Annotated in this window: 22 protein-coding genes and 3 tRNA genes; 15 read left to right on the forward strand and 10 right to left on the reverse strand. The window is 33.0% G+C overall.

Annotated features, from left to right (window positions below; all coding sequences use genetic code 11):
• The first annotated feature begins 61 nt into the window (after nucleotides 1-61).
• The 3 genes from gcvT to ACM55F_RS08145 all read left to right on the forward strand — a co-directional run bounded on the left by gcvT (nucleotide 62) and on the right by ACM55F_RS08145 (nucleotide 4,166).
• Entirely contained in the window at nucleotides 62-1,144 is a 1,083-nt protein-coding gene (gene gcvT / locus ACM55F_RS08135; RefSeq protein WP_416853316.1) for a glycine cleavage system aminomethyltransferase GcvT, read from the forward strand.
• Nucleotides 1,145-1,317: 173 nt separating this feature from the next.
• Complete coding sequence (locus ACM55F_RS08140; protein WP_416853317.1) at nucleotides 1,318-3,348, forward strand: S41 family peptidase; 2,031 nt, start codon at nucleotides 1,318-1,320, stop codon at nucleotides 3,346-3,348.
• Nucleotides 3,349-3,452: 104 nt separating this feature from the next.
• On the forward strand, nucleotides 3,453-4,166 hold the full coding sequence (locus tag ACM55F_RS08145; RefSeq protein WP_416853318.1) for a YebC/PmpR family DNA-binding transcriptional regulator: 714 nt from the start codon (nucleotides 3,453-3,455) through the stop codon (nucleotides 4,164-4,166).
• A 926-nt stretch (nucleotides 4,167-5,092) separates the two neighbouring features.
• On the opposite strand, the gene typA is transcribed toward ACM55F_RS08145, so the two are convergent.
• Nucleotides 5,093-6,889, reverse strand: coding sequence for a translational GTPase TypA (gene typA / locus ACM55F_RS08150; protein WP_416853319.1), 1,797 nt, complete (start codon nucleotides 6,887-6,889; stop codon nucleotides 5,093-5,095).
• Nucleotides 6,890-7,060: 171 nt separating this feature from the next.
• Between typA and ACM55F_RS08155 the strand changes: the two genes are divergently transcribed.
• Entirely contained in the window at nucleotides 7,061-8,776 is a 1,716-nt protein-coding gene (locus ACM55F_RS08155; RefSeq protein WP_416853320.1) for a PAS domain-containing sensor histidine kinase, read from the forward strand.
• Nucleotides 8,776-9,183, forward strand: a complete 408-nt coding sequence (locus ACM55F_RS08160) for a response regulator (RefSeq protein ID WP_416853321.1) — start codon at nucleotides 8,776-8,778, stop codon at nucleotides 9,181-9,183. Before ACM55F_RS08155 ends, ACM55F_RS08160 begins: the two co-directional genes overlap by 1 nt.
• Before the next feature lie 71 nt (nucleotides 9,184-9,254).
• On the opposite strand, the gene rpsT is transcribed toward ACM55F_RS08160, so the two are convergent.
• From rpsT to proS, 5 genes are all read right to left on the reverse strand, one after another.
• Nucleotides 9,255-9,506 (reverse strand): 30S ribosomal protein S20, encoded by a 252-nt coding sequence (gene rpsT / locus ACM55F_RS08165; protein WP_035673520.1) that lies wholly within the window; start codon nucleotides 9,504-9,506, stop codon nucleotides 9,255-9,257.
• A 34-nt stretch (nucleotides 9,507-9,540) separates the two neighbouring features.
• A tRNA-Glu gene (locus ACM55F_RS08170) sits at nucleotides 9,541-9,612 on the reverse strand.
• A gap of 42 nt (nucleotides 9,613-9,654) precedes the next feature.
• A tRNA-Glu gene (locus ACM55F_RS08175) sits at nucleotides 9,655-9,726 on the reverse strand.
• A 47-nt stretch (nucleotides 9,727-9,773) separates the two neighbouring features.
• A tRNA-Glu gene (locus tag ACM55F_RS08180) sits at nucleotides 9,774-9,845 on the reverse strand.
• Between the two features lie 78 nt (nucleotides 9,846-9,923).
• On the reverse strand, nucleotides 9,924-11,402 hold the full coding sequence (gene proS, locus ACM55F_RS08185; protein ID WP_416853322.1) for a proline--tRNA ligase: 1,479 nt from the start codon (nucleotides 11,400-11,402) through the stop codon (nucleotides 9,924-9,926).
• A gap of 101 nt (nucleotides 11,403-11,503) precedes the next feature.
• Between proS and ACM55F_RS08190 the strand changes: the two genes are divergently transcribed.
• The 5 genes from ACM55F_RS08190 to ACM55F_RS08210 all read left to right on the forward strand — a co-directional run bounded on the left by ACM55F_RS08190 (nucleotide 11,504) and on the right by ACM55F_RS08210 (nucleotide 16,991).
• On the forward strand, nucleotides 11,504-12,463 hold the full coding sequence (locus ACM55F_RS08190) for a hypothetical protein (protein ID WP_416853323.1): 960 nt from the start codon (nucleotides 11,504-11,506) through the stop codon (nucleotides 12,461-12,463).
• A 46-nt stretch (nucleotides 12,464-12,509) separates the two neighbouring features.
• Nucleotides 12,510-14,012, forward strand: a complete 1,503-nt coding sequence (locus tag ACM55F_RS08195; RefSeq protein WP_416853324.1) for an OmpP1/FadL family transporter — start codon at nucleotides 12,510-12,512, stop codon at nucleotides 14,010-14,012.
• Nucleotides 14,013-14,230: 218 nt separating this feature from the next.
• Entirely contained in the window at nucleotides 14,231-15,544 is a 1,314-nt protein-coding gene (rimO, locus tag ACM55F_RS08200) for a 30S ribosomal protein S12 methylthiotransferase RimO (protein ID WP_416853325.1), read from the forward strand.
• Between the two features lie 42 nt (nucleotides 15,545-15,586).
• The gene (locus ACM55F_RS08205; protein WP_416853326.1) at nucleotides 15,587-16,054 is read left to right on the forward strand and encodes a hypothetical protein; all 468 of its coding nucleotides are present in this window, start codon (nucleotides 15,587-15,589) and stop codon (nucleotides 16,052-16,054) included.
• Between the two features lie 34 nt (nucleotides 16,055-16,088).
• On the forward strand, nucleotides 16,089-16,991 hold the full coding sequence (locus ACM55F_RS08210) for an N-acetylmuramoyl-L-alanine amidase (RefSeq protein WP_416853327.1): 903 nt from the start codon (nucleotides 16,089-16,091) through the stop codon (nucleotides 16,989-16,991).
• 416 nt (nucleotides 16,992-17,407) lie between these two features.
• Here the strand turns inward: ACM55F_RS08210 and ACM55F_RS08215 are convergent, their stop codons facing one another.
• Nucleotides 17,408-18,445: an outer membrane beta-barrel protein gene (locus ACM55F_RS08215; protein WP_416853328.1), complete on the reverse strand. Its 1,038-nt coding sequence runs from the start codon at nucleotides 18,443-18,445 to the stop codon at nucleotides 17,408-17,410.
• Nucleotides 18,446-19,194: 749 nt separating this feature from the next.
• Between ACM55F_RS08215 and ACM55F_RS08220 the strand changes: the two genes are divergently transcribed.
• From ACM55F_RS08220 to ACM55F_RS08240, 5 genes are all read left to right on the forward strand, one after another.
• Nucleotides 19,195-19,476: a hypothetical protein gene (locus ACM55F_RS08220; protein ID WP_416853329.1), complete on the forward strand. Its 282-nt coding sequence runs from the start codon at nucleotides 19,195-19,197 to the stop codon at nucleotides 19,474-19,476.
• A 91-nt stretch (nucleotides 19,477-19,567) separates the two neighbouring features.
• The gene (locus ACM55F_RS08225; protein ID WP_416853330.1) at nucleotides 19,568-21,223 is read left to right on the forward strand and encodes a SulP family inorganic anion transporter; all 1,656 of its coding nucleotides are present in this window, start codon (nucleotides 19,568-19,570) and stop codon (nucleotides 21,221-21,223) included.
• 98 nt (nucleotides 21,224-21,321) lie between these two features.
• Nucleotides 21,322-21,957, forward strand: coding sequence for a carbonate dehydratase (can, locus tag ACM55F_RS08230; protein WP_416853331.1), 636 nt, complete (start codon nucleotides 21,322-21,324; stop codon nucleotides 21,955-21,957).
• Between the two features lie 121 nt (nucleotides 21,958-22,078).
• Nucleotides 22,079-22,378 carry a hypothetical protein gene (locus tag ACM55F_RS08235; RefSeq protein ID WP_416853332.1) on the forward strand — a complete coding sequence of 100 codons (300 nt, stop codon included), beginning with the start codon at nucleotides 22,079-22,081 and terminating at the stop codon, nucleotides 22,376-22,378.
• A gap of 78 nt (nucleotides 22,379-22,456) precedes the next feature.
• Entirely contained in the window at nucleotides 22,457-22,936 is a 480-nt protein-coding gene (locus ACM55F_RS08240) for a hypothetical protein (protein WP_416853333.1), read from the forward strand.
• 98 nt (nucleotides 22,937-23,034) lie between these two features.
• Here ACM55F_RS08240 and ACM55F_RS08245 read toward each other — a convergent pair whose 3' ends face one another.
• Genes ACM55F_RS08245 through ACM55F_RS08255 form a run of 3 tightly spaced genes read right to left on the reverse strand, consistent with a single transcriptional unit; the run spans nucleotide 23,035 to nucleotide 25,972 of the window.
• Entirely contained in the window at nucleotides 23,035-23,871 is an 837-nt protein-coding gene (locus ACM55F_RS08245) for a hypothetical protein (protein ID WP_416853334.1), read from the reverse strand.
• Nucleotides 23,872-23,922: 51 nt separating this feature from the next.
• A complete protein-coding gene (locus ACM55F_RS08250; RefSeq protein WP_416853335.1) occupies nucleotides 23,923-25,275 on the reverse strand; it encodes an NAD-dependent succinate-semialdehyde dehydrogenase in 1,353 nt (450 codons plus the stop codon).
• 49 nt (nucleotides 25,276-25,324) lie between these two features.
• A complete protein-coding gene (locus tag ACM55F_RS08255; protein ID WP_416853336.1) occupies nucleotides 25,325-25,972 on the reverse strand; it encodes a GNAT family N-acetyltransferase in 648 nt (215 codons plus the stop codon).
• Nucleotides 25,973-26,248 lie beyond the last annotated feature (276 nt).

The following is a 26,248-nucleotide window of genomic DNA, read 5'->3' on the forward strand; positions in this document are numbered from 1 at the left end:
GCCTTTGTCACCCGAAATAAAATCAATAAATTAGCCACTTGAAATTCTATACAAAATAACAATGAAAAACACTGCGCTTACGCACATACACGAGAGTTTGGGAGCGAAAATGCTTCCGTTTGCCGGATACAATATGCCTATTTTATATGAGGGTGTAAATGCTGAACATGAAACGGTTCGAAATGCCGTGGGTGTTTTTGATGTTTCTCACATGGGTGAATTCTTGCTTACAGGACCAAATGCGTTGGCTTTGATACAAAAAGTAACTTCTAATGATGCGTCTACTTTGACAATTGGTAGAGCACAATATTCTTGTTTACCAAACAATGATGGCGGAATTGTAGATGATTTGATTGTTTACAAAATGAAAGACGAGCAGTATTTATTAGTGGTAAACGCTTCAAATATTGATAAAGATTGGGATTGGATTTCAGCACATAATGATTTGGGAGTCGAAATGAAAAACTTATCTGATGATTATTCATTATTGGCAATTCAAGGCCCAAAAGCCGTTGAAGCCATGCAATCATTGACTTCAAAGGATTTGTCAGCTATTCCGTATTACCATTTTGAAGTAGGCGATTTTGCAGGAATTGACAACGTAATCATTTCAGCTACAGGCTACACTGGTTCCGGAGGATTTGAGATTTATTGCAAAAATTCAGAAGTAGAACAAATTTGGAATAAAGTTTTTGAAGCCGGTGCTCCTTTTGGAATTAAACCAATTGGTCTTGCCGCTCGTGATACGTTACGATTAGAAATGGGATTTTGTTTATACGGAAATGACATCAATGACACGACTTCTCCATTAGAAGCTGGTTTGGGTTGGATTACTAAATTCACAAAAGAATTCACCAATTCTGAAAATCTAAAAAAACAAAAAGAAGCTGGAGTTTCTAAAAAATTAGTGGCTTTTGAAATGCAGGAACGTGCGGTACCAAGACATGATTATGAAATTGTTGATGCTTCAGGAAATGTAATTGGAATCGTTACTTCAGGAACAATGTCGCCATCAATGAATAAAGGAATTGGTTTGGGTTATGTAACCGTTGAAAACAGTACTTTGGACAGCGACATATTTATTAGAATTAGAAAAAATGATGTTCCTGCCAAAGTGGTAAAATTGCCTTTTTACAAAAAATAAAAAATATGTTTGTCCGCAATGTTACCTAGCAACAAAAATAGCACACAGATTATACCGATTAAACGGATAAGCACAGATTTTTTTGATTATTTTTATTTAAAATTGGTGATAATTCGTGTAATTCGTGGCTAAAAAAATTTAGATGTTATTACGGACAAGCAATTAAAAAATAAATGAAAAAAATTTCACTCGTATTATTCTTGACTACATTTTCACTATTTGGTCAAAATGATGCCAAAACTTGTGAAATACTTTCTAAAATAAATGCGTTAATTCAGCGCGAACATATTAATCCAAAACCGATAGACGACAGTTTATCGGTTTTTGTTTTTGATAGCTTTATTGACCAACTTGATCCTTCAAGAACTGTTTTTTTGAAATCAGAATACGATATTTTATCTCAAAAATACCGTTTGAATATTGACAATCTCATAAAAGATAAAGATTGTACTTTTCTAACCGATATTTCTTCAGTTTACAAAAAAGATCTTTTAAGAAATAAGAATATTTTAGAAAAAATCGATAAAGAAACCATAGACTACGAACTAAAAGACACGATTCGGTTTTATAAAAAAGCATTCCCAATCTATTTGTTAGACAATCAAGTTGAGAAAGTTTGGAGAAAAAAAATTCGATATGAAATTCTGGATGATATCGCTCAGGTAAGTAAAAATCTAGATTCTATTAAAACCAATTTTAATACATTGGCCATACATTCGAAAAACACTGTTATTCAAAATGAACTTTGTAGAATAAATAGCAATTTACAAAATGAATCAAACTTAGCAGAAAGTCTTTACAATCATTTTTGCAGTTATTTCGACCCGCATACCGCTTATTTTAGTGATGATTCCAAGTCAAGTTTTGTAGCTTCATTATCAAAAGAACATTTATCATTAGGACTAAATGTAAGCTTAAATGAAAAAAGTGAAATTATTGTAGATGAATTAGATCCAAATGGTCCCGCTTTTCTAACTGGAAAAATTAAAAAAGGCGATCAGATTGTTTCGATATCAAACCTAAAAGAGACTTTACTGGTTTCTTGTACTTCACTGGAGTCCATTTCGAATATGATTCTCTCGGAAGCCAACAAAAACATCGTATTAACGCTTCGTCGCAATTCTGGAAAAAGCTTTGAAGTACTTGTAGAAAAAGAAGTAATAAAAGATGAGAAAAACACCGTTTATAGTTTTGTAATCCAGAAAGAAATTAAAATTGGATATATAAAAATCCCAAGTTTTTATGCTGATTTTGAAGGTAACAGCGGTAAAGGTTGTGCGCAGGATGTAGCAAAAGAAGTTATCAAATTACAAAAAGACAATATCAAAGGATTAGTAATCGACTTAGTAGATAACGGTGGTGGATCAATGGAAGAGGCTATAAAATTAGCCGGAATGTTTATTGATGACGGCCCAATATCTGTGGTGATTGATAATAAAAAAACAAAAATAATCATTGACGATCCATATAAAGGAATGATTTATAAAGATCCAATTGTAATTTTGATCAATGGAAATTCAGCATCAGCAAGTGAATTTTTTGCATCAATTCTGCAAGATTATAATCGGGCTTTATTGATTGGCAGCACTACTTTAGGCAAAGCAACCATGCAAACAATCGTTCCATTAGAAGAAAATGACAATGAAAATTTTGTAAAAGTAACAATCAATAAATTTTTCAGAATAACTGGAAAGAGTCATCAAAGTACGGGTGTTTCTCCAAATGTAGTTCTGCCGGAAATATACGAGACAATATTCCCAAAAGAGAATAACTATCCTACAGCTTTCAAAAATGACAGTATCACCACTTTCTTTAAATTTAGGACTTATGCAAAAAATAATTTGATTAAAAAAATATTAGAAAATAGTAGACTACGGATTGTAAACGATGACTATTTTAATGATATTAAGTCAATTAATATAAAAATTGACGCTTTAGTAAACCAACCGAAAAAAGCGATACCATTAACAATTGATATGATTTTTGAGGAACAAAATAAAGTTAATGATTTATGGGAAGAGATTAATTCTTTTGATTCTGGAAGTATTAATTTGAATGTTTATAATTCGGATTTAAATAAATTCCTTCTCGCCATTCATCCTTCAGAAAAAATTAACAATCAATTTCAACTGAATGCTTTAAAAACGAATCACTATTTGAATGAGGCAATTACAATAATTGAAGATTTTAATGCTTTAAAATAAAATAAAGGATATCAATTTATTTTTAATTCGATAAAAGAATTTAATTTGATTTTGGTAAAATAAGGAATAACTGTATTTTTGCAGTTCAAAATAATAAACTAGCAATGGGAAGAGCGTTTGAGTTCAGAAAAGGAAGAAAAATGAAACGTTGGTCAGCAATGGCCAAAGCATTTACCAGAATTGGTAAAGATATTGTAATGGCTGTCAAGGAAGGCGGACCAAATCCTGATGCCAACTCAAGATTAAGAGCTGTTATTCAGAATTCCAAGGCAGTTAATATGCCGAAAGAAAATGTAGAACGTGCTATCAAAAAAGCAACGGATAAAGATACAGCTAACTATAAAGAGGTTTTATTTGAAGGATATGCGCCTCACGGAATTGCAATTCTTGTTGAAACAGCTACTGATAATAATAACAGAACTGTTGCTAATGTTAGAAGCTATTTTAACAAATGTAATGGTACAATGGGTACACAAGGTTCGGTTGAATTTATGTTTGACCATACCTGTAACTTTAGAATTCCAGCAAACGGAATTGACCCGGAAGAATTAGAATTAGAATTAATCGATTTTGGTGCAGAAGAAGTTTTTGAAGACGAAGACGGTATTTTAATTTATGCGCCGTTTGGAAGTTTCGGGACCATTCAAAAAGAATTAGAAAACAGAGGATTAGAAATTCTTTCCTCCGGATTTGAAAGAATTCCTCAAATCACAAAAAAACTTACTGAAGCTGAAGTTGCTGATGTTGAAAAACTAATTGAAAAACTAGAAGAAGATGATGACGTGATGAACGTGTATCATACGATGGAAGAAGAATAGATATCAGATTGCAGTTTTAATTGCAGTTTTTAAACTCCAGAGAAATCTGGAGTTTTTTTTTTATAGTCTGCACCGTCCTGAAATAGCGATACGCAGAAAGACATCTTTACGGAAGAGAATTTAAATTATATAAACAAAGTCAGCGAGATTACAGTATGTGTCTTTAAAACTTCAAATTGTCAGTAAAACTGAAGAGCTATATTTTTTGACACCCTTAGAGACAATTATTTACTAGTAGAGCCAAAATGCAGTTATCACATAACCACTAACTTCCATCATAGGTTTAGAAAACATCAAAATCAAATTCTTGATTTAGAAATAAACAGACCCGAACAAATATAGGCATCCGATATAACATACATTTGAAAAAGAGACAATTATTATTTACGTATCGTTACAGATGCTTATTCCAAAAAAATTATAGGCATTATGTTTTTTTAGATAACCTCAACACAAAAAGTAGTTTAATGGCATTGAAAACAGTAGTCAAACAAAGAAAAAACAAGGACTTGTCACTAATCCAATATTCTGATTCAGGTTTACAATATCGCGCCAACGATTATCAAAGAATATTAAATAAAACGAAATTCTATGCTGTATGCACAAGATTCGAATCCATATGAAACCGCAATTACAGAAAGAATAAATGGTATATTAAAAACAGAAATTTATGATCGATAAATGCAATCAAAATTTAGACATTGTAAAATCGCTGGCTAAAGAAGCCATAAATATCTATAATAATAACGTCCACATTATTCTAATTATATGCTTACTCCTGATCAAATGCATATTCAAAATCAAATTAAGATCGAACTTATAAAACAAAAAAAAACAGTAGTAAACTTGTGCTTACTACTGTCTGAAAATTGTACTTTTATTTTTTATTAATCCTTCATCGTTTTTTCAGGACTAGACAAATAAAATTAGAATTTAAATCTTTTTCTATCTGTTTCAGTCAAATATATTTTTCTCAAACGAATACTTTTCGGAGTAACCTCAACGTATTCATCTTTTTGAATGTACTCTAAAGCTTCTTCTAATGAGAAAATAATAGGAGGAATAATCCTTGCTTTTTCATCATTTCCAGATGAACGAACATTAGATTGTTTTTTCATTTTAGTCACGTTCACACACATGTCATCGCTACGAGAGTTTTCTCCAATTACCTGACCTTCGTAAATTTCATCATTAGGATTAACGAAGAATTTACCACGATCTTGCAATTTGTCGATAGAATAAGGGATAGCTTTTCCATTTTCCATAGAGATTAATGAACCGTTGTTTCTTCCTGGAATTTCACCTTTAAAAGGCTCATATCCTATGTAACGGTGTGACATAATTGCCTCACCAGCAGTAGCAGTCAACAATTGATTACGTAATCCAATGATTCCACGAGATGGAATATTAAATTTTACAATCATACGTTCCCCTTTACCTTCCATACTCAACATTTCTCCTTTACGGATAGAAACAAACTCTACTGCTCTACCTGAAAGATTTTCCGGTAAATCGATTGTTAATTCCTCAATTGGCTCACATTTTTTACCATCAATTTCTTTAATGATAACTTGTGGCTGACCGATTTGCAATTCATAACCTTCTCTTCTCATTGTTTCAATAAGAACAGACAAGTGAAGTACACCACGACCAAAAACCATAAATTTATCAGCAGAATCAGTTTCACCCAATTTCATTGCTAAGTTTTTCTCTAATTCTTTTGTCAAACGATCTCTAATATGACGAGAAGTTACAAATTTACCCTCTTTTCCGAAGAAAGGAGAATCATTAATTGTAAACAACATACTCATAGTAGGCTCGTCAATATCGATTGTTTTCAAAGCTTCCGGGTTTTCAAAATCAGCGATAGTATCTCCAATTTCAAATCCTTCAACTCCAATGATAGCACAAATATCTCCAGCAATTACTTGTTGTACTTTTTTACGACCAAGTCCTTCAAAAGTATGAAGTTCTTTAATTCTAGATTTTATTACTTTACCATCTCTTTTTACTAATGAGATTGGCATACCTTCGTTAAGAACTCCTCTTTCAAGACGACCAATAGCGATACGACCTGTAAATGCAGAAAAGTCTAAAGAAGTAATCAACATTTGTGGCGTTCCTTCAGAAACTTTAGGAGCAGGTACATTTTCAATAACCATGTCCAATAATGCTTCAACATTATCAGTTACGTTTTCCCAATGGTCAGACATCCAGTTGTTTTTGGCAGAACCGTAAACAGTTGGAAAATCCAATTGCCATTCTTCAGCACCCAATTCGAACATTAAGTCGAAAACTTTTTCATGCACTTCTTCCGGAGTACAGTTTTCTTTATCTACTTTGTTGATTACAACGCAAGGTTTTAATCCTAAGTCAATAGCTTTTTGCAATACAAAACGAGTTTGTGGCATTGGTCCTTCAAAAGCATCCACCAAAAGACAAACACCATCTGCCATATTCAATACACGCTCTACTTCACCACCAAAATCGGCGTGACCAGGAGTATCAATAATGTTGATTTTTGTTCCTTTGTATTGAACAGAAACATTCTTTGAAGTAATGGTAATACCTCTTTCACGCTCTAAGTCGTTGTTATCAAGGATTAAGTCACCTGTGTTTTCGTTGTCACGAAATAACTGACAGTGATACATAATTTTATCAACCAAAGTTGTTTTACCGTGATCGACGTGGGCAATAATTGCAATGTTTCTAATAGATTCCATCTGTGATTTTTAATGGGTGCAAAGGTACACTTTATTTTGATATAAAAAATATTTCTACAATAGTTTACATATTGTTAACCTTTTAGACCGAAAAATATTCCATAGAAAAAGTCCGAAAATAAGTTTTAAATGATGTTTAATAATTAAGTATTATTTAATTATATTTGAGTAATGAAAAACAAAACCAATCAAATAACCTTAACTTACATCCTTATATCCATATTTATGGCTATTATTTGCCATAAAATATTTAAAAATTACACTCACGACACTAATTACCAATATTATAACTTCATAAAAGATTTATTATTTATTTCTTTAACAGGCATTGCTTACAAATATATTTTATCAAAAAATGACAATAGAAACATAGCTGTTTTTGAAAAATTAAAGAATACAAATGACGAAATTAAAGAATCGAACGAAAAATATGACATTGTAGCAAAAGCAACAAGTGACACTATTTGGGATTGGAAAATACAAGAAGATAATTTATCTTGGAATAAAGGAATAGAAAGCGTTTTTGGCTATACAGAAAATCAGGTAGGCGATAACTCAACATGGTGGTTTGATAAAATCCATCCTGAAGACAGTATTAAAATGTCTATCAAACTATATTCATTCATAGAACAAAAAACAGAAAAATGGCAAGATCAATATCGATTTAGGTGCGCGGATAACTCTTATAAATATGTCCTTGACCGAGGATTCCTCCTTAAAGATGAGGAAGGAAAAGCCATAAGAATGATTGGAGCCATACAAGATATTACAAAACAAAAAGAAGAAGAACAAAGACTTAAATTATTAGAAACCGTAATTACTCAATCTAAAGATTCCATAATTATAACCGAAGCCAATTTCAACAACGCTAGCATTCCAAAAATAATTTATGTAAACCCAGCTTTTACCATTATGTCTGGATATAAATCCGAAGAAATTATTGGAAAAACACCAAACCTTTTTAAAGGTCCAAATTCAGACAAACAGGAGTACAAAAAATTAATTACCGCTTTAAAAAATAAAGAAGAGTGTTTAATTGAAACCATCAGTTACAAGAAAAGCAAAGAAGAATATTGGGTTCGCTTTTCTATGATTCCTATATATAATTCAGAAAATGAACTTTCACACTGGATTTCAATACAAAGAGACGTTTCTGAAGAAAAGAAACAAGAAAAAGAAAAAGAGCAACTTATTAGAGAATTAACACAAAATAATAAAGACTTAAAACAGTTTTCTTATATTACTTCTCATAACCTCAGGGCACCATTATCAAACCTGACAGGTCTTTTAAACTTAATTGAAGACATCCCTATAGAAAATCAAGAATTAAAGGAAATCCTAAACGGGTTTAATAAATCAACACATTTATTAAATGAAACGATTAATGACTTAGTAAAAGTAATTATCATCAAAGACAATCCTTCTATTCAAAAAGAAGCCGTACTTTTAAAAGAAATCTTTGAAAATGTTTTTAATCAACTTAGTTTTCAAATTGAATTGTACAAACCCATAATTAAACTTAATTTCGAAAAAGTTTCTGTTTTAAACACAAATAAAGCCTACATAGAAAGCATATTACTAAATCTATTAACGAATGCTATAAAATACAAATCTGAAAACAGAAAGCTTAAAATAACAATTAACGCCAATGAAGTTGACAACACTGTTTATCTAATATTCAAAGACAACGGAATAGGCATCGATTTAGAAAGAAATAGAGACAAAGTTTTCGGACTTTACCAAAGATTCCACAATTACCCTGACAGCAAAGGACTAGGATTATATCTTGTGAAATCTCAGGTTGAAACTATGGGAGGAACTATTAGCATCGAAAGTGAGGTAAACAAAGGAACCACATTCACATTAACATTTAAAAACAAACAATAATGTTGGATCAAATTTTATGCGTTGATGACGACCCCATAACACTTATGTTATGCAAAAAAGTAATCATTAAAGCATCCTTTTCAAAGGAAACAATTACGTCTCAAAATGGAGAAGAAGCACTTGATTACTTTAATAAACTAAAACAAACTAACTCTGAAAGCGAATTAAAAAAACACCCTAAATTAATTTTTTTAGATTTAAATATGCCCGTAATGGGAGGATGGGAGTTTTTAGATATTTTTAACACTATTGACTATTCCGAGTTTAGCACAATAAAAGTGGTTGTTCTTTCCTCTACAATAGACCCTGAAGACTTAGAAAAAGCAAAATCATACCCAATGGTCATTGATTTTTTATCGAAGCCTATAACCACATCAATGCTTGAATACTTAAAAAACAAAATATAGCGAATTATAATATATAAAAAAAGCTCTCAATGTTATTGAGAGCTTTTTTTATATATTGAAAATTGTCCTAATTACAATTTAGCAACATGTTTCGTTAATTTAGACTTTAAATTAGAAGCTTTATTATCATGGATGATGTTTTTCTTAGCTAATTTATCAATCATAGATATTACACTTGATAATTTAGATGTAGCATCAGTTTTATCAGTTGCTATCCTTAATGCTTTGATGGCATTACGAGTAGTTTTGTGTTGGTATCTATTTAATACTCTTCTCTTTTCGTTACTTCTAATTCTCTTTAGAGCTGATTTATGATTTGCCATTTTATTGCTTTTTTATCTTTTACTATTTTTTTTGTAGTCCGTAAGGGAATCGAACCCCTGTTACCAAGACGAAATCTTGGCGTCCTAACCCCTAGACGAACGGACCTTATCCTCCTAAGTTGTTTTCAATATGTTACAATTGAATTTGTAGCCCGTAGCGGAATCGAACCGCTCTTACATGGATGAAAACCATGCGTCCTAACCGATAGACGAACGGGCCATTTTTCCCTCTAAGTTCGGGAAGACTTTAATATGCAAAAAAAATAGTAGCCCGTAGCGGAATCGAACCGCTCTTACATGGATGAAAACCATGCGTCCTAACCGATAGACGAACGGGCCCTGCTTCTCTAATGCGGATGCAAAAATACAACTATTTTTGAAACGTACAATAGTACATGCAAAAAAAAATATTTTTTTTTAATATGCCTTCGCAAACAACACCCTTCCTATAGACTCACCACCAGTAAAAACACAGCTTCCCGCCTCTTCTACCCTATCTAAAGGAATACATCTAATCGTAGCTTTGGTCAAATCTTTTATCTTCTCTTCGGTTGCCGCAGTTCCATCCCAATGAGCTGATACAAAGCCTCCTTTAGTATCTAAAACCTGTTTAAATTCATCAAAACTATTTACTTCAGTAATATGCGTGTCACGATAATTTAAAGCTTTATCAAACAAATCAATTTGAATTTGGGCTAACAAATCATTGATATATGTCACAATTCCATCTTTGGAAACAATTTCTTTAGTCAACGTATCTCTTCTTGCCACTTCAAAAGTACCATTCTCTAAATCTTTCGGACCAACAGCAATTCTAACCGGCACTCCTTTTAATTCCCATTCTGCAAATTTAAAACCAGGTTTTTGAGTAGTTCTGTCATCAAATTTCACGGAGATGTTTAATTTTCGCAAAGCCACTGTCAAAACATTTACTTCAGCTGTTATTGCAGCTAATTGCTCGTCTGTTTTGTAAATAGGAACGATCACCACCTGAATAGGCGCTAAACTAGGTGGCAAGACTAACCCTTGATCATCTGAATGCGTCATTACTAATGCACCCATCAAACGAGTCGAAACTCCCCATGAAGTTCCCCAAACATATTCTTGCTTTCCTTCGGCATTAGCAAATTTAACATCAAAAGCTTTAGCGAAGTTTTGCCCTAAAAAGTGAGACGTTCCTGCCTGCAATGCTTTCCCGTCTTGCATTAAAGCCTCTATACAATAGGTTTCCTCAGCCCCGGCAAAGCGTTCCGTTTCCGTTTTAAAACCTTTAATTACCGGCATTGCCATAAAATTCTCCGCAAATTCAGCATACACATGCATCATTTTTTCAGATTCTTCAATAGCTTCCGCTTTAGTAGCATGTGCTGTGTGCCCTTCTTGCCATAAAAATTCTGCTGTACGCAAAAACAATCTTGTTCTCATTTCCCACCGCACTACATTTGCCCATTGATTAATCAACAAAGGTAAATCTCTATAGGATTGCACCCACCCTTTGTACGTTGACCAAATAATAGCTTCACTGGTTGGTCGAACGATTAATTCTTCTTCCAGTTTCGCATTAGGGTCTACCATCAGCTTCCCCGGCCTATCCGGATCGTTTTTCAATCTATAATGGGTCACTATAGCACATTCTTTTGCAAATCCCTCTGCATTTTTTTCTTCTGCTTCAAACATGCTTTTTGGAACAAACAAAGGAAAATAGGCATTTTGATGACCCGTTTCTTTAAACATTCGATCCAACTCAGCTTGCATTTTTTCCCATATTGCATAACCGTACGGTTTGATTACCATACAACCTCTAACTCCTGAATTTTCGGCTAAATCGGCTTTTACAACCAACTCGTTATACCATTTTGAATAATCTTCTGATCTTGTAGTTAAGTTCTTACTCATATTGAATAGTTTGGCACAAATTTTGTTTTAATAATTTTAACTAAATAGTTCCGCAAAACTAACTATTTTTGTATTGTCCAACAATAAAAAACCCCATAGATATGAAAACTAGTACTTTTTCCCTTAAAAATGCGTCAATTTATTATGTTGTCGGGTTTTTGAGCATTTTGTTAACCTCATGCGGTTCTTACCAAAATAGCTCTTACTACGACGGGGATGGAATTTATGGAAATACCGCTAAAAAAACTATTGAGAGAGAGAACCCAGACACTCAAAACAATTATTACAAAAATTATTTTGGCTCTTTACAAGACAACAACCAATCCGCTGAGATTTTTACTGATGTAGACAATTACAGTAACTACAACACCGATCAAGAGAGTACTGAACAAACCTATTCCAATTATGGCGGATGGGGGAGCAATTCTCATCAAACCATAATAGACGTATCGCCTAATTACTGGGGGCTTTCGTTAGGATACGGATTAGGCTATCCTTATAGTGGTTTCGGTTTCGGTTATTCCAGCTTCGGCTGGAACTACCCGTACTATGGTTATGGCTATTCTAACTTCGGGTGGAACTATCCTTATTATGGTTGGGGATATCCTAGCTACGGTTGGAATTACCCTTATTACGGAGGAGGTTACTCATCTGGTTACTATAACAATTACTCTTATAATCCAAGCAGAAGGGGTTCATCGTATTCTAACAGAGTGAACAGCAGTAATAGAAATTATAGCACCAGAACTTCTAGGGATTATTCTCAAAACCCAACCAATAGTTATAGAGGGACAAATTATAGAAATTCTACTTATAATAGTACCAGAACAAGCCCTACTTTTACAAGAAATCAGAATCAGAATCAGAATAATTCTTTTAGTAATCCTAGCCGAAGATCTAACACAAATAGCACTCGCAGCGAAAGCAATTCTGCTGCAAGATCTTACACACCAAATTCAAGAAGTGAAAGTAATTCGTCAAGATCTTATAGCCCAAGCTCAAATAATTCCAATAATAGCGGTGGCGGAGGAAGATCATCATCTGGAAGTGGAAGAAGATAACTTTTAGATCTATTTTGAATAAAAAATAAACTTACCTGAAATAAAAATGAAAAAATATTTATTCCTACTATTAACTGGCTTCACTTTTAGTGCTGCACAATCACAAGAGACAACAGATGCGATGCGATATGCGCAGGACAATTTGAATGGCACAGCACGTTTTAGAGCCATGGGCGGTGCTTTTGGGGCTCTAGGCGGTGATTTATCTTCTATAAATATAAATCCTGCAGGAGCTGCTGTTTTTTCAAATAATCAAATTGCGGTGACATTGAGCAGTTATAATACTAAAAACAATTCCAATTATTTTGGTACTGAAACCAGCGAGAAAGACAATTCCTTTGATTTAAATCAAGCCGGAGGTGTATTTGTTTTTAATAACAGTAATTCAAATAGTAATTGGAAAAAGTTTTCATTAGCCGTAAATTATGATAACGTAAGTAATTTTAACAATTCTGTATTTTCTGCTGGAACTAATCCAAATAATTCAATAGACAGCTATTTTCTTAGTTTTGCCGATGGAATTCCATTAGATGTACTGGAAAACTCAAACTATGGAAGTTTAGATCATGGAGCACAACAAGCTTATTTAGGATATCAAGGTTATATTATTAATCCCGTTAGCACGGATCCAAATAATACACAATACACTTCAAATGTTCCTGGAGGCGGAAATTACTATCATGAAAACACTTTTAGCTCTAATGGTTATAATGGCAAATTATCTTTTAACGCCGCAACATCTTATAAAGATCAGTTGTATTTGGGAATAAACCTAAATTCTCATTTTACAGATTACAGACAATCTACTAGCTTTTATGAAGACAATAGTGCTCCATTGACTGCTGATTATACTGTTACAAGATTGCGTTTTGACAATGATTTATATACTTATGGGACTGGATTTTCATTTCAGGTCGGCGCTATTGCAAAAGTTACGAATGAAGTTCGACTAGGACTCGCTTACGAATCATCAACTTGGTACCACTTGAGCGATGAATTTTCTCAAAGATTAGTCGCCGTGAGTAGTGCAACTGATGCGCCTGACACGAATGATGTTGTAAGTCCTCAAGTTACGAATTACTATGCACCCTACAAGCTACAAACACCGAGTAAACTTACTGGAAGTTTTGCTTATGTTTTTGGCAAATCTGGTTTGATCAGTATTGATTATGCAATGAAAGATTACAGCAACACCAAATTCAAACCAGAAAATGATTCTTATTTCAGCGATGTAAACAGCAATATGAATTCTATTTTGGATAAAACCAACGAAGTAAGGGTTGGTGCTGAATATAAAATTGAGAGGTTAAGCTTGAGAGCAGGATACCGTTACGAACAGAGTCCGTATAAAAACAAAACAACTGTTGGTGATTTGAAAGGATACTCAGGGGGCTTAGGATATAATTTTGGTTCTACCAAAGTGGATTTATCGTATTCATCTGCGGAAAGAAATTCTCAACAAAGTTTTTTTAATCAAGGCCTAACAGATAGTGCTAAAATAAATTCTATTAACAATAATGTCTCTTTGACTTTATTGTTTGAATTATAGTTCCCCAAAAAAAACACTATTAAGAATCCGTTTCGTTATTATGGAACGGATTTTTTTAGCCCTGATGGCAGTGTAAATCCTCCCGATTTTTTTTCGGGAGATTGCAACGTACAGCAGGAATAGCTCCATAAAAAAACTGAAAAGAAACTGAAATAAGTTCAGTTTGAATAAAAAATTGTAATTTTGCAAAATTCCCAAATTATCGGGACTATAATGCTATGAGAACGAAGTCTTTAAAAAAGAATAAAATCAACGTAATCACTCTTGGGTGTTCGAAAAATGTATATGACAGTGAAGTGCTTATGGGACAGCTTCGCGCAAGCGGAAAAGACGTCACACACGAGGCACCAGAAGCTGAAGAAGGAAATATTATTGTCATAAATACTTGTGGATTTATTGATAATGCTAAGGCTGAATCAGTAAACATGATTTTAGAATATGCCGATAAAAAAGAAAGAGGATTGGTTGATAAAGTATTCGTTACAGGATGTTTATCTGAACGTTACCGACCTGACTTAGAAAAAGAGATACCAAATGTGGATCAGTTTTTTGGAACTACGGAGTTACCACAATTACTGAAAGCTTTGGGTGCTGATTATAAGCATGAATTATTAGGAGAGCGATTGACCACGACTCCAAAAAATTATGCCTATTTAAAAATTTCCGAAGGTTGCGACAGACCGTGCAGTTTTTGTGCGATTCCATTAATGCGAGGAAAAAACGTTTCACAAACTATTGAAAAATTAGTTAAAGAAGCGGAAGGCCTAGCTAAAAATGGCGTAAAAGAATTAATATTGATTGCCCAGGATTTGACTTATTATGGTTTAGATCTTTATAAGAAGAGAAATCTTGGTGAACTATTGGAGGCTTTGGTAAAAGTGGAAGGAATCGAATGGATTCGTTTGCATTACGCCTTCCCTACCGGTTTCCCGATGGATGTTTTGGAAATCATGAAACGTGAGCCAAAGATTTGTAATTATATTGACATTCCGTTACAACATATTTCAGATTCTATTTTGAAATCAATGCGTCGCGGAACAACTCAAGAGAAAACGACAAAATTATTGAAAGATTTCCGTGCGGCAGTTCCTGGAATGGCAATTCGTACGACTTTAATCGTAGGATATCCTGGAGAAACCCAAGAGGATTTCAACATATTGAAAGATTTTGTTCAAGAAATGAAATTTGACAGAATGGGTTGTTTTGCTTATTCTCACGAAGAAAATACGCATGCTTATTTACTGGAAGATGATGTTCCAGATACAGTAAAACAAGAGCGTGCGAATGAAATAATGGAATTGCAATCTCAAATTTCTTGGGATTTAAACCAAGAAAAAGTAGGTCAAACATACAAATGCATCATCGACAGAAAAGAAGGAGGTCATTTTGTTGGACGTACCGAATTTGACAGTCCTGATGTAGATAACGAAGTTTTGATTGATGCTTCAAAGCACTACGTGAAAACTGGTGAATTTGTAATGATAAAAATTATCGAGGCTACAGAATTTGATTTGTATGGTGAGCCAGCTTAGATTTGTTATATAGTTTTTGAAATCCTTTTTAAAATATTTAATATGAAAATAGTTCAGTCATTATTAGTGGGCGCATTTATGTTATTATCTATAAACACCATTTTCGCACAATACGGAAATAACAGCTATGGCGGAGGTGGCTATGGCAGAAATGGTTATGGAAGCGGTCGCATGAATAGCGGAATGGATCAAACAAGAAGTCAGGAAAAACCAAAAGAAATTCCCGTTGAAGAAACTGTTGGTAAAATTATGGTCAGACTAAAACCAGCCCTAGTTCTTGACGAACTTCAGGAAATTGCTATTGCAAACATACTTACAGAAAGCATAAAACAACAAGGAGTTATACTAAAACAAGAAACAAATCAAAGCGATCAAATAAAAAATATCCAAATACTTTCTGAAAATACAGAAAGAAAGATTGTGGAATTATTAAATGACGATCAAAAAGAAAAATACAAAATATTTTCTCAAGAAAGTAAAAATCCAAAGAAATCCAAAAAAAACAGATAATCCGTATTTTGAAACATAAAAATGCAATTTAAATATGAGAAAATCCTTTTACTACCTGATTTCGGCTGTTATAATTGCATCTTGCTCTACTAATCCTTACAAAGCCAGTGAAAAAGTATATGACGCAAAACTCAAAACATTAAAGGATCAGATTTCAACCAAAGAGTCACAACCCTTGCCATCTATTGCCCAAACAGCAATAAGCATCGATACTTTATATGCGAAACAATTGCATATTTTTAAAGATTCTATTTCAAAAATGGGATCTACTCCTTTGCAAAATGGCATTACTACAGAATGGATAGGCACCGTGAATTTTAATTTGCGAAAGCCTAACTTCATAATTCTACATCATACTGCCCAAGACTCGCTTCAACAAACTGTAAAAACATTTACAAAAATTGAAACGCAAGTAAGTGCTCATTATGTAATTTCTGACAATGGCAAAGTAGTTCATATGTTGAATGATTATCTGAGAGCCTGGCATGCCGGTACGGGTTCATGGGGAAGAAATACCGATATCAATTCGACATCAATAGGAATTGAACTCGATAACAACGGCACAGAGCCTTTTACTGAATTACAGATGAATAGTCTACTGGCACTATTGACTAAATTAAAAAAAGACTATAATATTCCTGCCCAAAACATCATTGGCCATTCCGATATTGCTCCTACCAGAAAAAAAGATCCCAGTGCTTTGTTCCCTTGGAAAATTTTAGCTGAAAAAGGATTTGGAGTTTGGTCTGATGAAATATTAGAAACTGCTCCTGTCGATTTTAATGTGCAGCAAGGATTACAAATTATAGGATACGACACAAAGAATCTTTTGGCAGCAATCACGGCATTTAAACTACATTATGTTCAATCTCAAGTTGATGACGTCGTAGATGAAAACACGAAGAATATTATCTATTCTATTTATAAGAAACAATAACTTATTCCTTCCCAAGTACTAAAGCAAAGCGTCTTTTTGAATTATTCAAAAAGACGCTTTGCTATTAAATCTCTTTTCAAACAACTTATAGAGGAGAGATTATCAATAAAAAAGTTACCAAAACACTTAACAGCTTCCTGAAAGCAAAACGATTCTTACAAGACTCAAAGAGACATTTTATCATTAAACCTCTTTTTTAACAAACTCTTTCCCTTTTAAATTCAAGAAAAAAAAGCTGGAAAACACCTAAAAGCTTCATGAAAACAAAACTATTTTTACAAGACTCAAAAAGACGTTATGTTATCGAACTTCTTTCCTGAACTAACACCACATAAAAAGTCTCCACTTACAGTAAATAAAAAAGCTGCCAAAATACTTAAAAGTATCTTGACAGCAAAAAAAAAATATTACTTTTATTAGAATGTATAAGTTGTCGCAAGTAAAACATATGCGTTTGAACTTGTCGGAATAGCATCGCTATCAAAGAAAGTATCTTCAGATGAACTGTCATATCTAATCTCAGGAATAATAGTAAGGTTCCCTACTTTATAGTTTAACGATAAAGTATTTCCAAGTATATTTCCACCTACAGACTTAAGTCCATCTTTATCATCAAAATATTCCAATCTGTAAGCTAAGCTAACATTATCTTTAACAGCATAACTAGCATACCCTACTAATGAGAACCATTCTCCATCTAAAGTACTATCAAAATCATCAGCATACATAGCATAAGTACCATTAAATCCTAAAGAGAATGCATCGCTTATCTTTTTAGAGCCTACAAAATCAAACTGGGTTACATTTGCATCAGAAGAAGGGTTACTGCTTCCTGAAGTTACGTTAAAGTATGCACTTCCTGTATCTCCAACATATCCTAATTGACCGATAAATGTTTTTTGAGTAGAACCTGCATCAAGTGCAGATTTAAAATCGGTTGGGTTAGTAACTCCCGCCATAATACTGAACTTGCCTGCAGTATATTGCGCTTTAACACCAGTATTAAAAAACGGTCCGTTTGTAAAAGCATAAGACATACTATAGTTTTTGTTGTCAACAGCATCTAATAGCTCATACCCAATATGGGTTCCAAAACTACCTGCTGTCACTTTGAACTTATCTGAAAACTCATACGTAAAGTTTAATTGTTTAATCATAAAAGTATTAGCAGCATCATTATAAGTAAATTCACTTGCTCTGCTACCAAAACCTAAATCTACAAAAACAGATGCTTTCCCCATTTTGTGCGAAGCTTCTATAGATGCCATTCCCAATTCAAATGAATTATGTGAACCTGTAAAACTTGTTAAACCATTACCTTGTTGATTAGAAAAATCATATTTATAATACATATCTGCCGATCCTGCAAAAGTAGTGGCTGGTGCTGGTGTATCTTGTGCAAATGTCATGCTCGTCGTTAGCATTAATGCTAAAATTAGTCCTGCTTTTTTCATCTTTAGTTTAGTTTTAATTTATTAATTATTAATTTGGTATTGGATATTATCTTTTTCTCTATAGCAATTTGTCGTATTATTTAAAATCAAAAACTGTTTTCATACTTATTCATTTAGTATGTAAAACCCTTTTTCCTGAGGCGAATTTATTAACTTTTATTTTACTTGAATAAATAATAATTACTTATTTGACTCTTTTTGATAAGAATTATCGATAACAAAAAAACATTCCGAAATAATATATATTTCCATCTTTTTTGTAAGATATTTTAAAAATTTCATAATTCATTTATTTACAAATACCCTATTTTTTTACATATTAAACTAAAAAACATACAATAATAAGAGTTTTTTACTTATTTTAAACAAGCAAAAAACACATTTACCCCCTAAAAAAACATACCTCATAGTAAAATTTAAATTTAATCAAAAAAAATAATCACGCTATTCGCAGCTTTTTTTTAACTACCAAAATATCCAATTCTAAATAAAATACCTGATTAATATCTCAATCCTGTTCCATAAAACGATAATTCAAAAAAACAAAAACCGGTAAAGACTTTCATTCCTTTAAAATCATTTTTGCATTTATCAAAAAAGGTAAACCATGATTTTTTTAAGATTATAGACTATTCTAAAAACGTATTTTTAGAAATATTCCTTTTTATGGAGCCCAACAAATGTTAATTTTATTTTAAATTTAAAAGAAGTAGTTTTGATTTCATCCGTTAAACTCTATTTTTGCCGTAATGAAGCTAATTGCACAAATATTAATGTTTGTTTTTGTCGCTTTTCTTTTAACACCAACTATTGTTTGTGTGATAGAGAAAAGTGCTGACACTTCTATTTTCTATGGTTTTTCTGAGGAAGAACAAGCGCATAAGCAGATTAAAGCAATTGTTCATTATAATACTTCTTACGAAGGAATCAATTTATTAGGACCAACTTCAAGCCTGATCCAATCAGAGAATTTGTCCAAACACGATACAATTGCTTCTACTATATTCATACCCCCACCCGAACAGGTTTAAACCATCATGGATTTTAATATTTTATAATCCAAATCTCTCATTTTTTTGTAATGTGAGCAAGTCTTTTGTGTTTAATTTTTAGTAAGGTATTATGACAAAAAAAATCAACCTTTTTACTAACCTTAAATCTGATTTTGCGTCTGGTTTAGTGGTTTTTTTGGTGGCGCTCCCATTGTGTTTAGGTATTGCGATGGCTTCTGGTGCACCGTTATTTTCGGGAATTATCTCTGGCGTTATAGGCGGGATAATTGTAGGTTATCTGAGTAAATCACATATAAGTGTATCCGGACCCGCGGCTGGTTTAACAGCTATTGTTCTTACGGCAATTACTGATCTAGGTGCTTTTGATATTTTTTTAACCGCAGTTTTTATTGCAGGTTTAATCCAATTGGGATTGGGATTTATCAAAGCAGGAACTATTTCAAATTATTTTCCTACAAATGTTATTGAAGGAATGTTAGCCGGAATTGGAATTATTATAATTATGAAACAACTGCCGCATGCCTTTGGCTACGACAGCGATTTTGAGGGTGACCAATCTTTTATGCAAATGGATGGAAGCAATACGTTTTCGGCATTATTCGGCATATTTAACTATGTTCAATTGGGTTCCATAATAATTACTATAATCTCACTAATCATATTGATTGCCTGGGATAAGGTTCCTTTTTTGAAAAAATTAAAATTAATTCCAGGTGCACTTATAGCTGTTGTAATTGGCGTTGTTCTGAATGAAATTTTCACTTTAACTGGAAGCTCTTTAGCTATAGCCAAAGAACATTTGGTTTCATTACCGGTTCCGACGACTTTTGAAGAATTCAAACAAATTATAGTTACTCCTAATTTTTCTGGAATAACTAATCCTAAAGTCTGGGTTGTAGGTTTGACCATTGCCATTGTTGCTTCAATAGAAACTTTATTGTGTATTGAAGCATCTGACAGAATGGATGTTCAAAAACGCTACACTGATACCAATGTAGAGTTAAAAGCACAGGGAATTGGAAATATCATCAGCTCTCTTTTAGGTGGTCTACCAATGACTTCGGTTGTTGTTCGTTCATCTGCGAATAATAATGCTGGTGCAAAATCAAAAATGTCCGCTATTATTCATGGCCTGTTGTTATTGGTCAGCGTTGTTACAATTCCACTACTCTTGAATAAAATCCCATTGGCTACGTTAGCAGCGATATTGCTATTAGTGGGATATAAATTGGCTAAGCCATCGACATTCAAGCATTTTTGGGAAAAAGGAAAATATCAATTTATACCTTTTATTGCTACTTTATTAGCCGTTGTATTCACAGATTTATTAAAAGGTGTTGCTCTGGGGATTGTAATTAGTATTATATTTATTTTGAGAGGTAACCTCAAACGAGCATACTATTTTAGAAAAGAAGAGTATGCAGATGGCGATGTGATTCACATCGATTTAGCACAAGAAGTTTCTTTTTTAAATAAAGCAGCAATCAAGTTAACATTAAATCATATTCCTGAAAATTCCAAAGTAATTATTAATGCACAGGATACGGTTTACATAGCCCATGACATTTTAGATTTAATCCATGAATTTAAAACCATAAAAGCTAAAGATGATAATATAAAAGTGAAGCTTAAAGGATTTAAAAAAGCATATCAGTTAGAAAATAGTGAAGAGACGGCAAACAAAGTTACTTTTGAGCACTATTATGATGCAGCAAAAAGAAAAACAATCAAAAAAGAAATCACTATTGAAGAATTTCATGATTAAACCACAAATAACAAATCTTTAATCAATCTCTTTTTACTTCTCACTAATTATACTAAGTAGAAGAAAAGTTGATTTTACTAATTTTAACAAAACAAAAAATGAGCGATTTTTATAAAAAAATATTAGACAACAATAAAATATGGGTAGAAACTTCTTTAGCCAAAGATCCAAATTACTTTGAAGATTTAGCTAAAGGCCAAACACCGCCATTATTATGGATTGGTTGTTCTGACAGTAGAGTTCCCGCTAATGAAATCGTAGGAGCAAAACCTGGCGAAGTATTCGTTCATAGAAATATTGCCAATATGGTAGTCCATACTGATATGAATATGCTTAGTGTACTGGATTATGCTGTAAACGTTTTAAAAGTAAAACATGTACTTGTTTGCGGACATTACGGCTGCGGAGGTATAAAGGCTGCAATGGGGAACGATTCAATTGGCATTATTGATAATTGGATTCGACACATAAAAAATGTATATCGCTTACATCATAACTATTTGGATTCCATTGTTGACGAAACGGATCGTTTCAATAAGTTTGTAGAACTCAACGTAAAGGAACAGGTTTTTGATTTAGCCAAAACATCCATTGTGCAATCAGCTTGGAAAAACGGACAAGATCTAACGTTACATGGTTGGGTTTATGGACTAAATTCCGGTTTTGTAACGGATTTAGAAGTCAATATCAGTTCAGAAAAAGATTTGGATCAAGTATATCAATTAAAATTCTAAAAAATCGCCTTCGGGCGATTTTTTTAAATGATTTTGTAACATCTAAAATAAGACCTCTTACTACTGTAACACTAAAAGAACCAGTTTTGAAAACTCTATTGTTCCGCATTAAATTTCAGTTATGAATAACAGCCTAATTAAATTACTCTTTTTATTCGTATTGGCTACATTTTCCTTTATATGGATTAGTGACCAACTAGCTGTGATTATTGAAGATGAACAATACAGTTTTTATGAACTAACTGAAAAAAGTGATGGTGAAAACAAGGTCGAAAACGAATTAAAAACCCAGTTTATAAATAAAATTGAGACTTTAAATTGTACCACAATTTCGTTTTTAAAGAAAAAAAACAATACTGCATACCTATTCAATAGCAAAGAATTCTTCTCTGAAAATCTGACACCTCCTCCGCAAGTATAGCGCTATATTATTTATCTAAAAAATACTATAGGTACCTTTAAAAAAGGTACTATTATCCCATACCTATACTTATTAAAAATGAAAAATTTATTAATTGCAATAGCTGTATTCGTAACAGCTCCATTACTAGCGCAAACACATGAAATAACTAAACACAATGGTGAAAAATTAGAAATTAACTTTATTAAAATTAAAAATAATATAATTTACTATTCCGCACCGGAAAGTGTAGAAGAAAAAAAAATCAGTAAATATGCTGTTGCACAATTAAATGAAAAATCAAAAATAAATTCTCAGATTATATCTGAAAAAATTCATGCATCGGCAAAATCAGACTTTAAAAAAGTGGTTGTACTAAAAGAATCAGAAACTATCGGTTTAAAAGAAGTTGATACTATAAATAGTTTTTTTGGTAAAATTAAAGGTCAATCAAGACTTTCACTATTAGAAATGGGTAAAAAAAGACTAAAAGAAAATGCCGCACTCAGGGGAAATCAATTTATTGTAATCTTATCGAATAAAACCGACAACCTTAAAGCAGTCACCTATACTTACTAGTAGTACTTCTTTCTTTTCAGAAAGTAGTGCATCAATACCGAAAGAGCCTGTCTAAATCGCAGACGGGCTCTTTTTTATAAATTCTAATTTTGGTTTCCTTAGTACGTAAAAGTCACACCTGCTACTAAAAATTGGGTTCCAAATGGTTCCAAATTAGCTTTATTTGAAGCTGCATTATAAGTATAATTTAACCAAATTGGCATGGTAATACTTTCGCTTACCTGTATGTCTTTTGACACCGTGCATCCCAGGTTAACAAATGAGGGTTTATTATAATCGGCAAAAGTATAATATTCAGCTTTATTATTAAGGACAGCTCCCACAACAGGAGATATATTCAATCCTAAAGGAGCTTCAAAATCATAACCAATTTCCATATAAGTAGTAAAATTTTGTTTTCCTTTTTCATCATTTTCATCTTTATATCTAAAATCATTCCCTGCGATTAAGGTGCTTAAAGTAACCCAAATTGGCACCCCTTTTTCAGAAAAATCAAACAGAAGCTGCAAATCAATTGATTGCGATCCGTCATTCCCAAAATTGAAAAAATCATTTGAAACGCCTTCTTGTTTGTCTGTAGATGGCCAATAATAATCCTGCAATGAAAGCGTTAAATAATCTGTAAAGGCATAATTAAGAATAAAATCCAACTCTTGGTACCCTTTTGAAGCTCCATTTGCATCATAATATTCTTTTTTGAAATTGTGTGTTGTCCAAAAACCCACAGCGAATTTATCATTCACATTATAATTCCCATACAATTGTGCGACAGGATATTTACCACCCCAAGATTGTCCTCTCCAAACATAACGACTTGCAATATCGAGATTTATGTCCCAATTTTTTGGGGATTTTACGGTATCTATGACTCTTTCTTGAGCAAATAGTATATTACTCATCAACATTGATATAAAAATAAGTATTGCTTTTTTCATGCTTGTTTTTGGTTGTTAATCTTAAAATTTGATTCCTATTATTAGTTATATTTATTCAATAATTATCGATTTCATATTCATAAATTCTTTTATTCCAATATCCGATAATTCTCTTCCATAGCCTGATTTTTTAATTCCTCCAAATGGAATTCTGGAATCAGATCGTACCAATGAATTTATGAAAACATTTCCTGCTTCAATTTTTCTAGCCAATCTGTACCCCTTTTCACGGTCTTCTGTCCAAATTGCCGATGCCAAACCATATCTATGATTATTGGCAATGGCAACAGCATCATTTTCATCTTTAGCTCTGATTATGGTTGCCAATGGTCCAAAAATTTCCTCCTGAAAAGCTATGTTATTTGAATCCACAAAATCAATTAATGTCGGTTGGAAATTGCAGTCTTCTCGCATTCCCCCTACTATTAATTTAGCGCCTTGCTGTAATGCTTTTCCCAATTGATTACTCAATTTTTCGGCCAAATCCAATCTGGCCAAAGGCCCCATATTGATGCCGTTCTGCAATGGATTTCCTTGCTGCAATGCGTTAATTTTTTGGGCAAAAAGAGCAGCAAATTCATCAGCCACTTTTTCGGCTACAATAATACGTTTGGCACAAATACAAGCCTGACCCGCATTTAACATTCTGGATTGTGTTGCAACTGTCGCCGCTTTTTCAAGATTGGCATCATTCAAAACTATAAAAGCGTCTGAGCCACCTAATTCCATTACCGACTTTTTAATGTGTTTTCCAGCCAATGAAGCTACCGAAGAACCTGCCATTTCACTCCCTGTCAAAGTTACACCACAGACAATATCTGAAGCGATTACACTTTCCACTTGTGCAATATCAATGGTTATTTGTTGAAAAACACCTTCGGGAAAACCAGCTTCCAAAAATGCATTTTCAATAGCTTTGGCACAGCCAATAACATTTGGTGCATGTTTCAAAAGTGTCACATTGCCCGCCATAATTGCCGGTGCGGCATAACGAAGTACTTGCCAAAAAGGATAATTCCAAGGCATAATCGCAAAAACGGCTCCCATTGGATCATAAACCGACAGGCTTCTGAAAGGCGTATCATACTGCTGCTCCTTCAGCATTTTTTCTGCATTCTCCGCATAAAAATCACAATTTCCAGCTGATTTTTCAACTTCAGAAATACCTTCGGATAAAATTTTACCCATTTCATTGGTAATGAGTAATCCTAATCCATCCTTATTTGCTCTCAGGACATGAGCCAATTTTTTCATTTTATCTGCCCTCTCCTGAAAAGACGTATTTCGCCAATTCTTAAAAGCACTTTCTGATATTTTCAGTTTTTGATTCAATTTTGCATTCGTCAACACCTCATGCTCTGCAATAATCGCTCTTGAAAATGGGTTTATTGATTTGAATATCATTATAAAAATGTTTTTTGTTTAAAGGCCCTATTATTAGTGAGACTGAATACTATATCTGGCTTAATTCGGTATTTGAATCCAAAGGCCAAAACATTAGTATCGCACAATTTCCGCTTCGAGAATCGTCTAAATACTCCAATAAAGGTTCTATTAGAATAAACCCACATTTGGTTTGAGCCGTTACAGTTGAATCTATGATTTCGCCTTTCATTAATTTATTGCAATATTCAAGAATAGTCATTTGATCTTTCACCTTATCAAAATCAATAGGCATTCCGGCAGTCATTTGTCCTTTACAACCCAACTGTTTTGCAAGATTTTGTCTGGCATTGTAAATCTCCCTTCCAATTCCTTTTCCCTGATAATGAGGATGAACAGACATGTCTAATCCGTAAATCCAATCCGCATTTGGGTCATGGGTTCCTAACCATAAATTATCAGAAATCTCTAAAAAAGTATGCGGCCCTTTGTGATAATTTTGACGTAAAGTTGTTGAAGAAGCAATCACTTTATCACCGTCTAAAACGACAAACTGTCCTTCAGGAAAAATCTCCAGATGTTTTTTGTATTTTTCTTCAGTGATTAATTCGTCTTTAGACAATGTTGGAAACACAATGGCTTGTAATTCCGCCTGCTGTTTTGCATGTTCCGCTAAAGGTGTTTGTATCCTGTATTTCCCTAACATTTTTTTCTGCATAAATTGACGACTTCTTTGAATACTAATAAAGAGATTAAAAGATTGGTGCTAAATTAAGAGAATTTGAAGTATACTCCTTATCGTTGGGATAAATATTTTATTGTTTCTACAAATGATTAAAATGAGGAATAAATTGAGAAAGGTTTAGCCATTATTTTACAAGCAATGACTATTGCATATGAATATGTGACTTAGCGTTAATTTATGTCAGATCCTCAAAAAAGAGAAGTATTTATTAGTCACATAAACGTATTAAACAGTTGTAATTACTAATTT

It is taken from the genome of Flavobacterium melibiosi, from assembly GCF_048158545.1.
GTDB classification, from domain to species: Bacteria; Bacteroidota; Bacteroidia; order Flavobacteriales; family Flavobacteriaceae; genus Flavobacterium; species Flavobacterium melibiosi.

Coding starts and splice junctions, on each gene's coding strand:
- rpsT (WP_035673520.1), bottom strand. CDS start 9,506: ATGGCAAATCATAAATCAGCTCTAAAGAGAATTAGAAGTAACGAAAAG.
- ACM55F_RS08255 (WP_416853336.1), bottom strand. CDS start 25,972: ATGCAGAAAAAAATGTTAGGGAAATACAGGATACAAACACCTTTAGCG.
- gcvT (WP_416853316.1), top strand. CDS start 62: ATGAAAAACACTGCGCTTACGCACATACACGAGAGTTTGGGAGCGAAA.
- typA (WP_416853319.1), bottom strand. CDS start 6,889: ATGGAATCTATTAGAAACATTGCAATTATTGCCCACGTCGATCACGGT.
- ACM55F_RS08145 (WP_416853318.1), top strand. CDS start 3,453: ATGGGAAGAGCGTTTGAGTTCAGAAAAGGAAGAAAAATGAAACGTTGG.
- ACM55F_RS08245 (WP_416853334.1), bottom strand. CDS start 23,871: ATGAAAAAAGCAATACTTATTTTTATATCAATGTTGATGAGTAATATA.
- ACM55F_RS08220 (WP_416853329.1), top strand. CDS start 19,195: ATGAAGCTAATTGCACAAATATTAATGTTTGTTTTTGTCGCTTTTCTT.
- ACM55F_RS08140 (WP_416853317.1), top strand. CDS start 1,318: ATGAAAAAAATTTCACTCGTATTATTCTTGACTACATTTTCACTATTT.
- ACM55F_RS08160 (WP_416853321.1), top strand. CDS start 8,776: ATGTTGGATCAAATTTTATGCGTTGATGACGACCCCATAACACTTATG.
- rimO (WP_416853325.1), top strand. CDS start 14,231: ATGAGAACGAAGTCTTTAAAAAAGAATAAAATCAACGTAATCACTCTT.
- ACM55F_RS08190 (WP_416853323.1), top strand. CDS start 11,504: ATGAAAACTAGTACTTTTTCCCTTAAAAATGCGTCAATTTATTATGTT.
- ACM55F_RS08210 (WP_416853327.1), top strand. CDS start 16,089: ATGAGAAAATCCTTTTACTACCTGATTTCGGCTGTTATAATTGCATCT.
- ACM55F_RS08235 (WP_416853332.1), top strand. CDS start 22,079: ATGAATAACAGCCTAATTAAATTACTCTTTTTATTCGTATTGGCTACA.
- ACM55F_RS08155 (WP_416853320.1), top strand. CDS start 7,061: ATGAAAAACAAAACCAATCAAATAACCTTAACTTACATCCTTATATCC.
- ACM55F_RS08205 (WP_416853326.1), top strand. CDS start 15,587: ATGAAAATAGTTCAGTCATTATTAGTGGGCGCATTTATGTTATTATCT.
- ACM55F_RS08215 (WP_416853328.1), bottom strand. CDS start 18,445: ATGAAAAAAGCAGGACTAATTTTAGCATTAATGCTAACGACGAGCATG.
- ACM55F_RS08195 (WP_416853324.1), top strand. CDS start 12,510: ATGAAAAAATATTTATTCCTACTATTAACTGGCTTCACTTTTAGTGCT.
- proS (WP_416853322.1), bottom strand. CDS start 11,402: ATGAGTAAGAACTTAACTACAAGATCAGAAGATTATTCAAAATGGTAT.
- ACM55F_RS08225 (WP_416853330.1), top strand. CDS start 19,568: ATGACAAAAAAAATCAACCTTTTTACTAACCTTAAATCTGATTTTGCG.
- ACM55F_RS08250 (WP_416853335.1), bottom strand. CDS start 25,275: ATGATATTCAAATCAATAAACCCATTTTCAAGAGCGATTATTGCAGAG.
- ACM55F_RS08240 (WP_416853333.1), top strand. CDS start 22,457: ATGAAAAATTTATTAATTGCAATAGCTGTATTCGTAACAGCTCCATTA.
- can (WP_416853331.1), top strand. CDS start 21,322: ATGAGCGATTTTTATAAAAAAATATTAGACAACAATAAAATATGGGTA.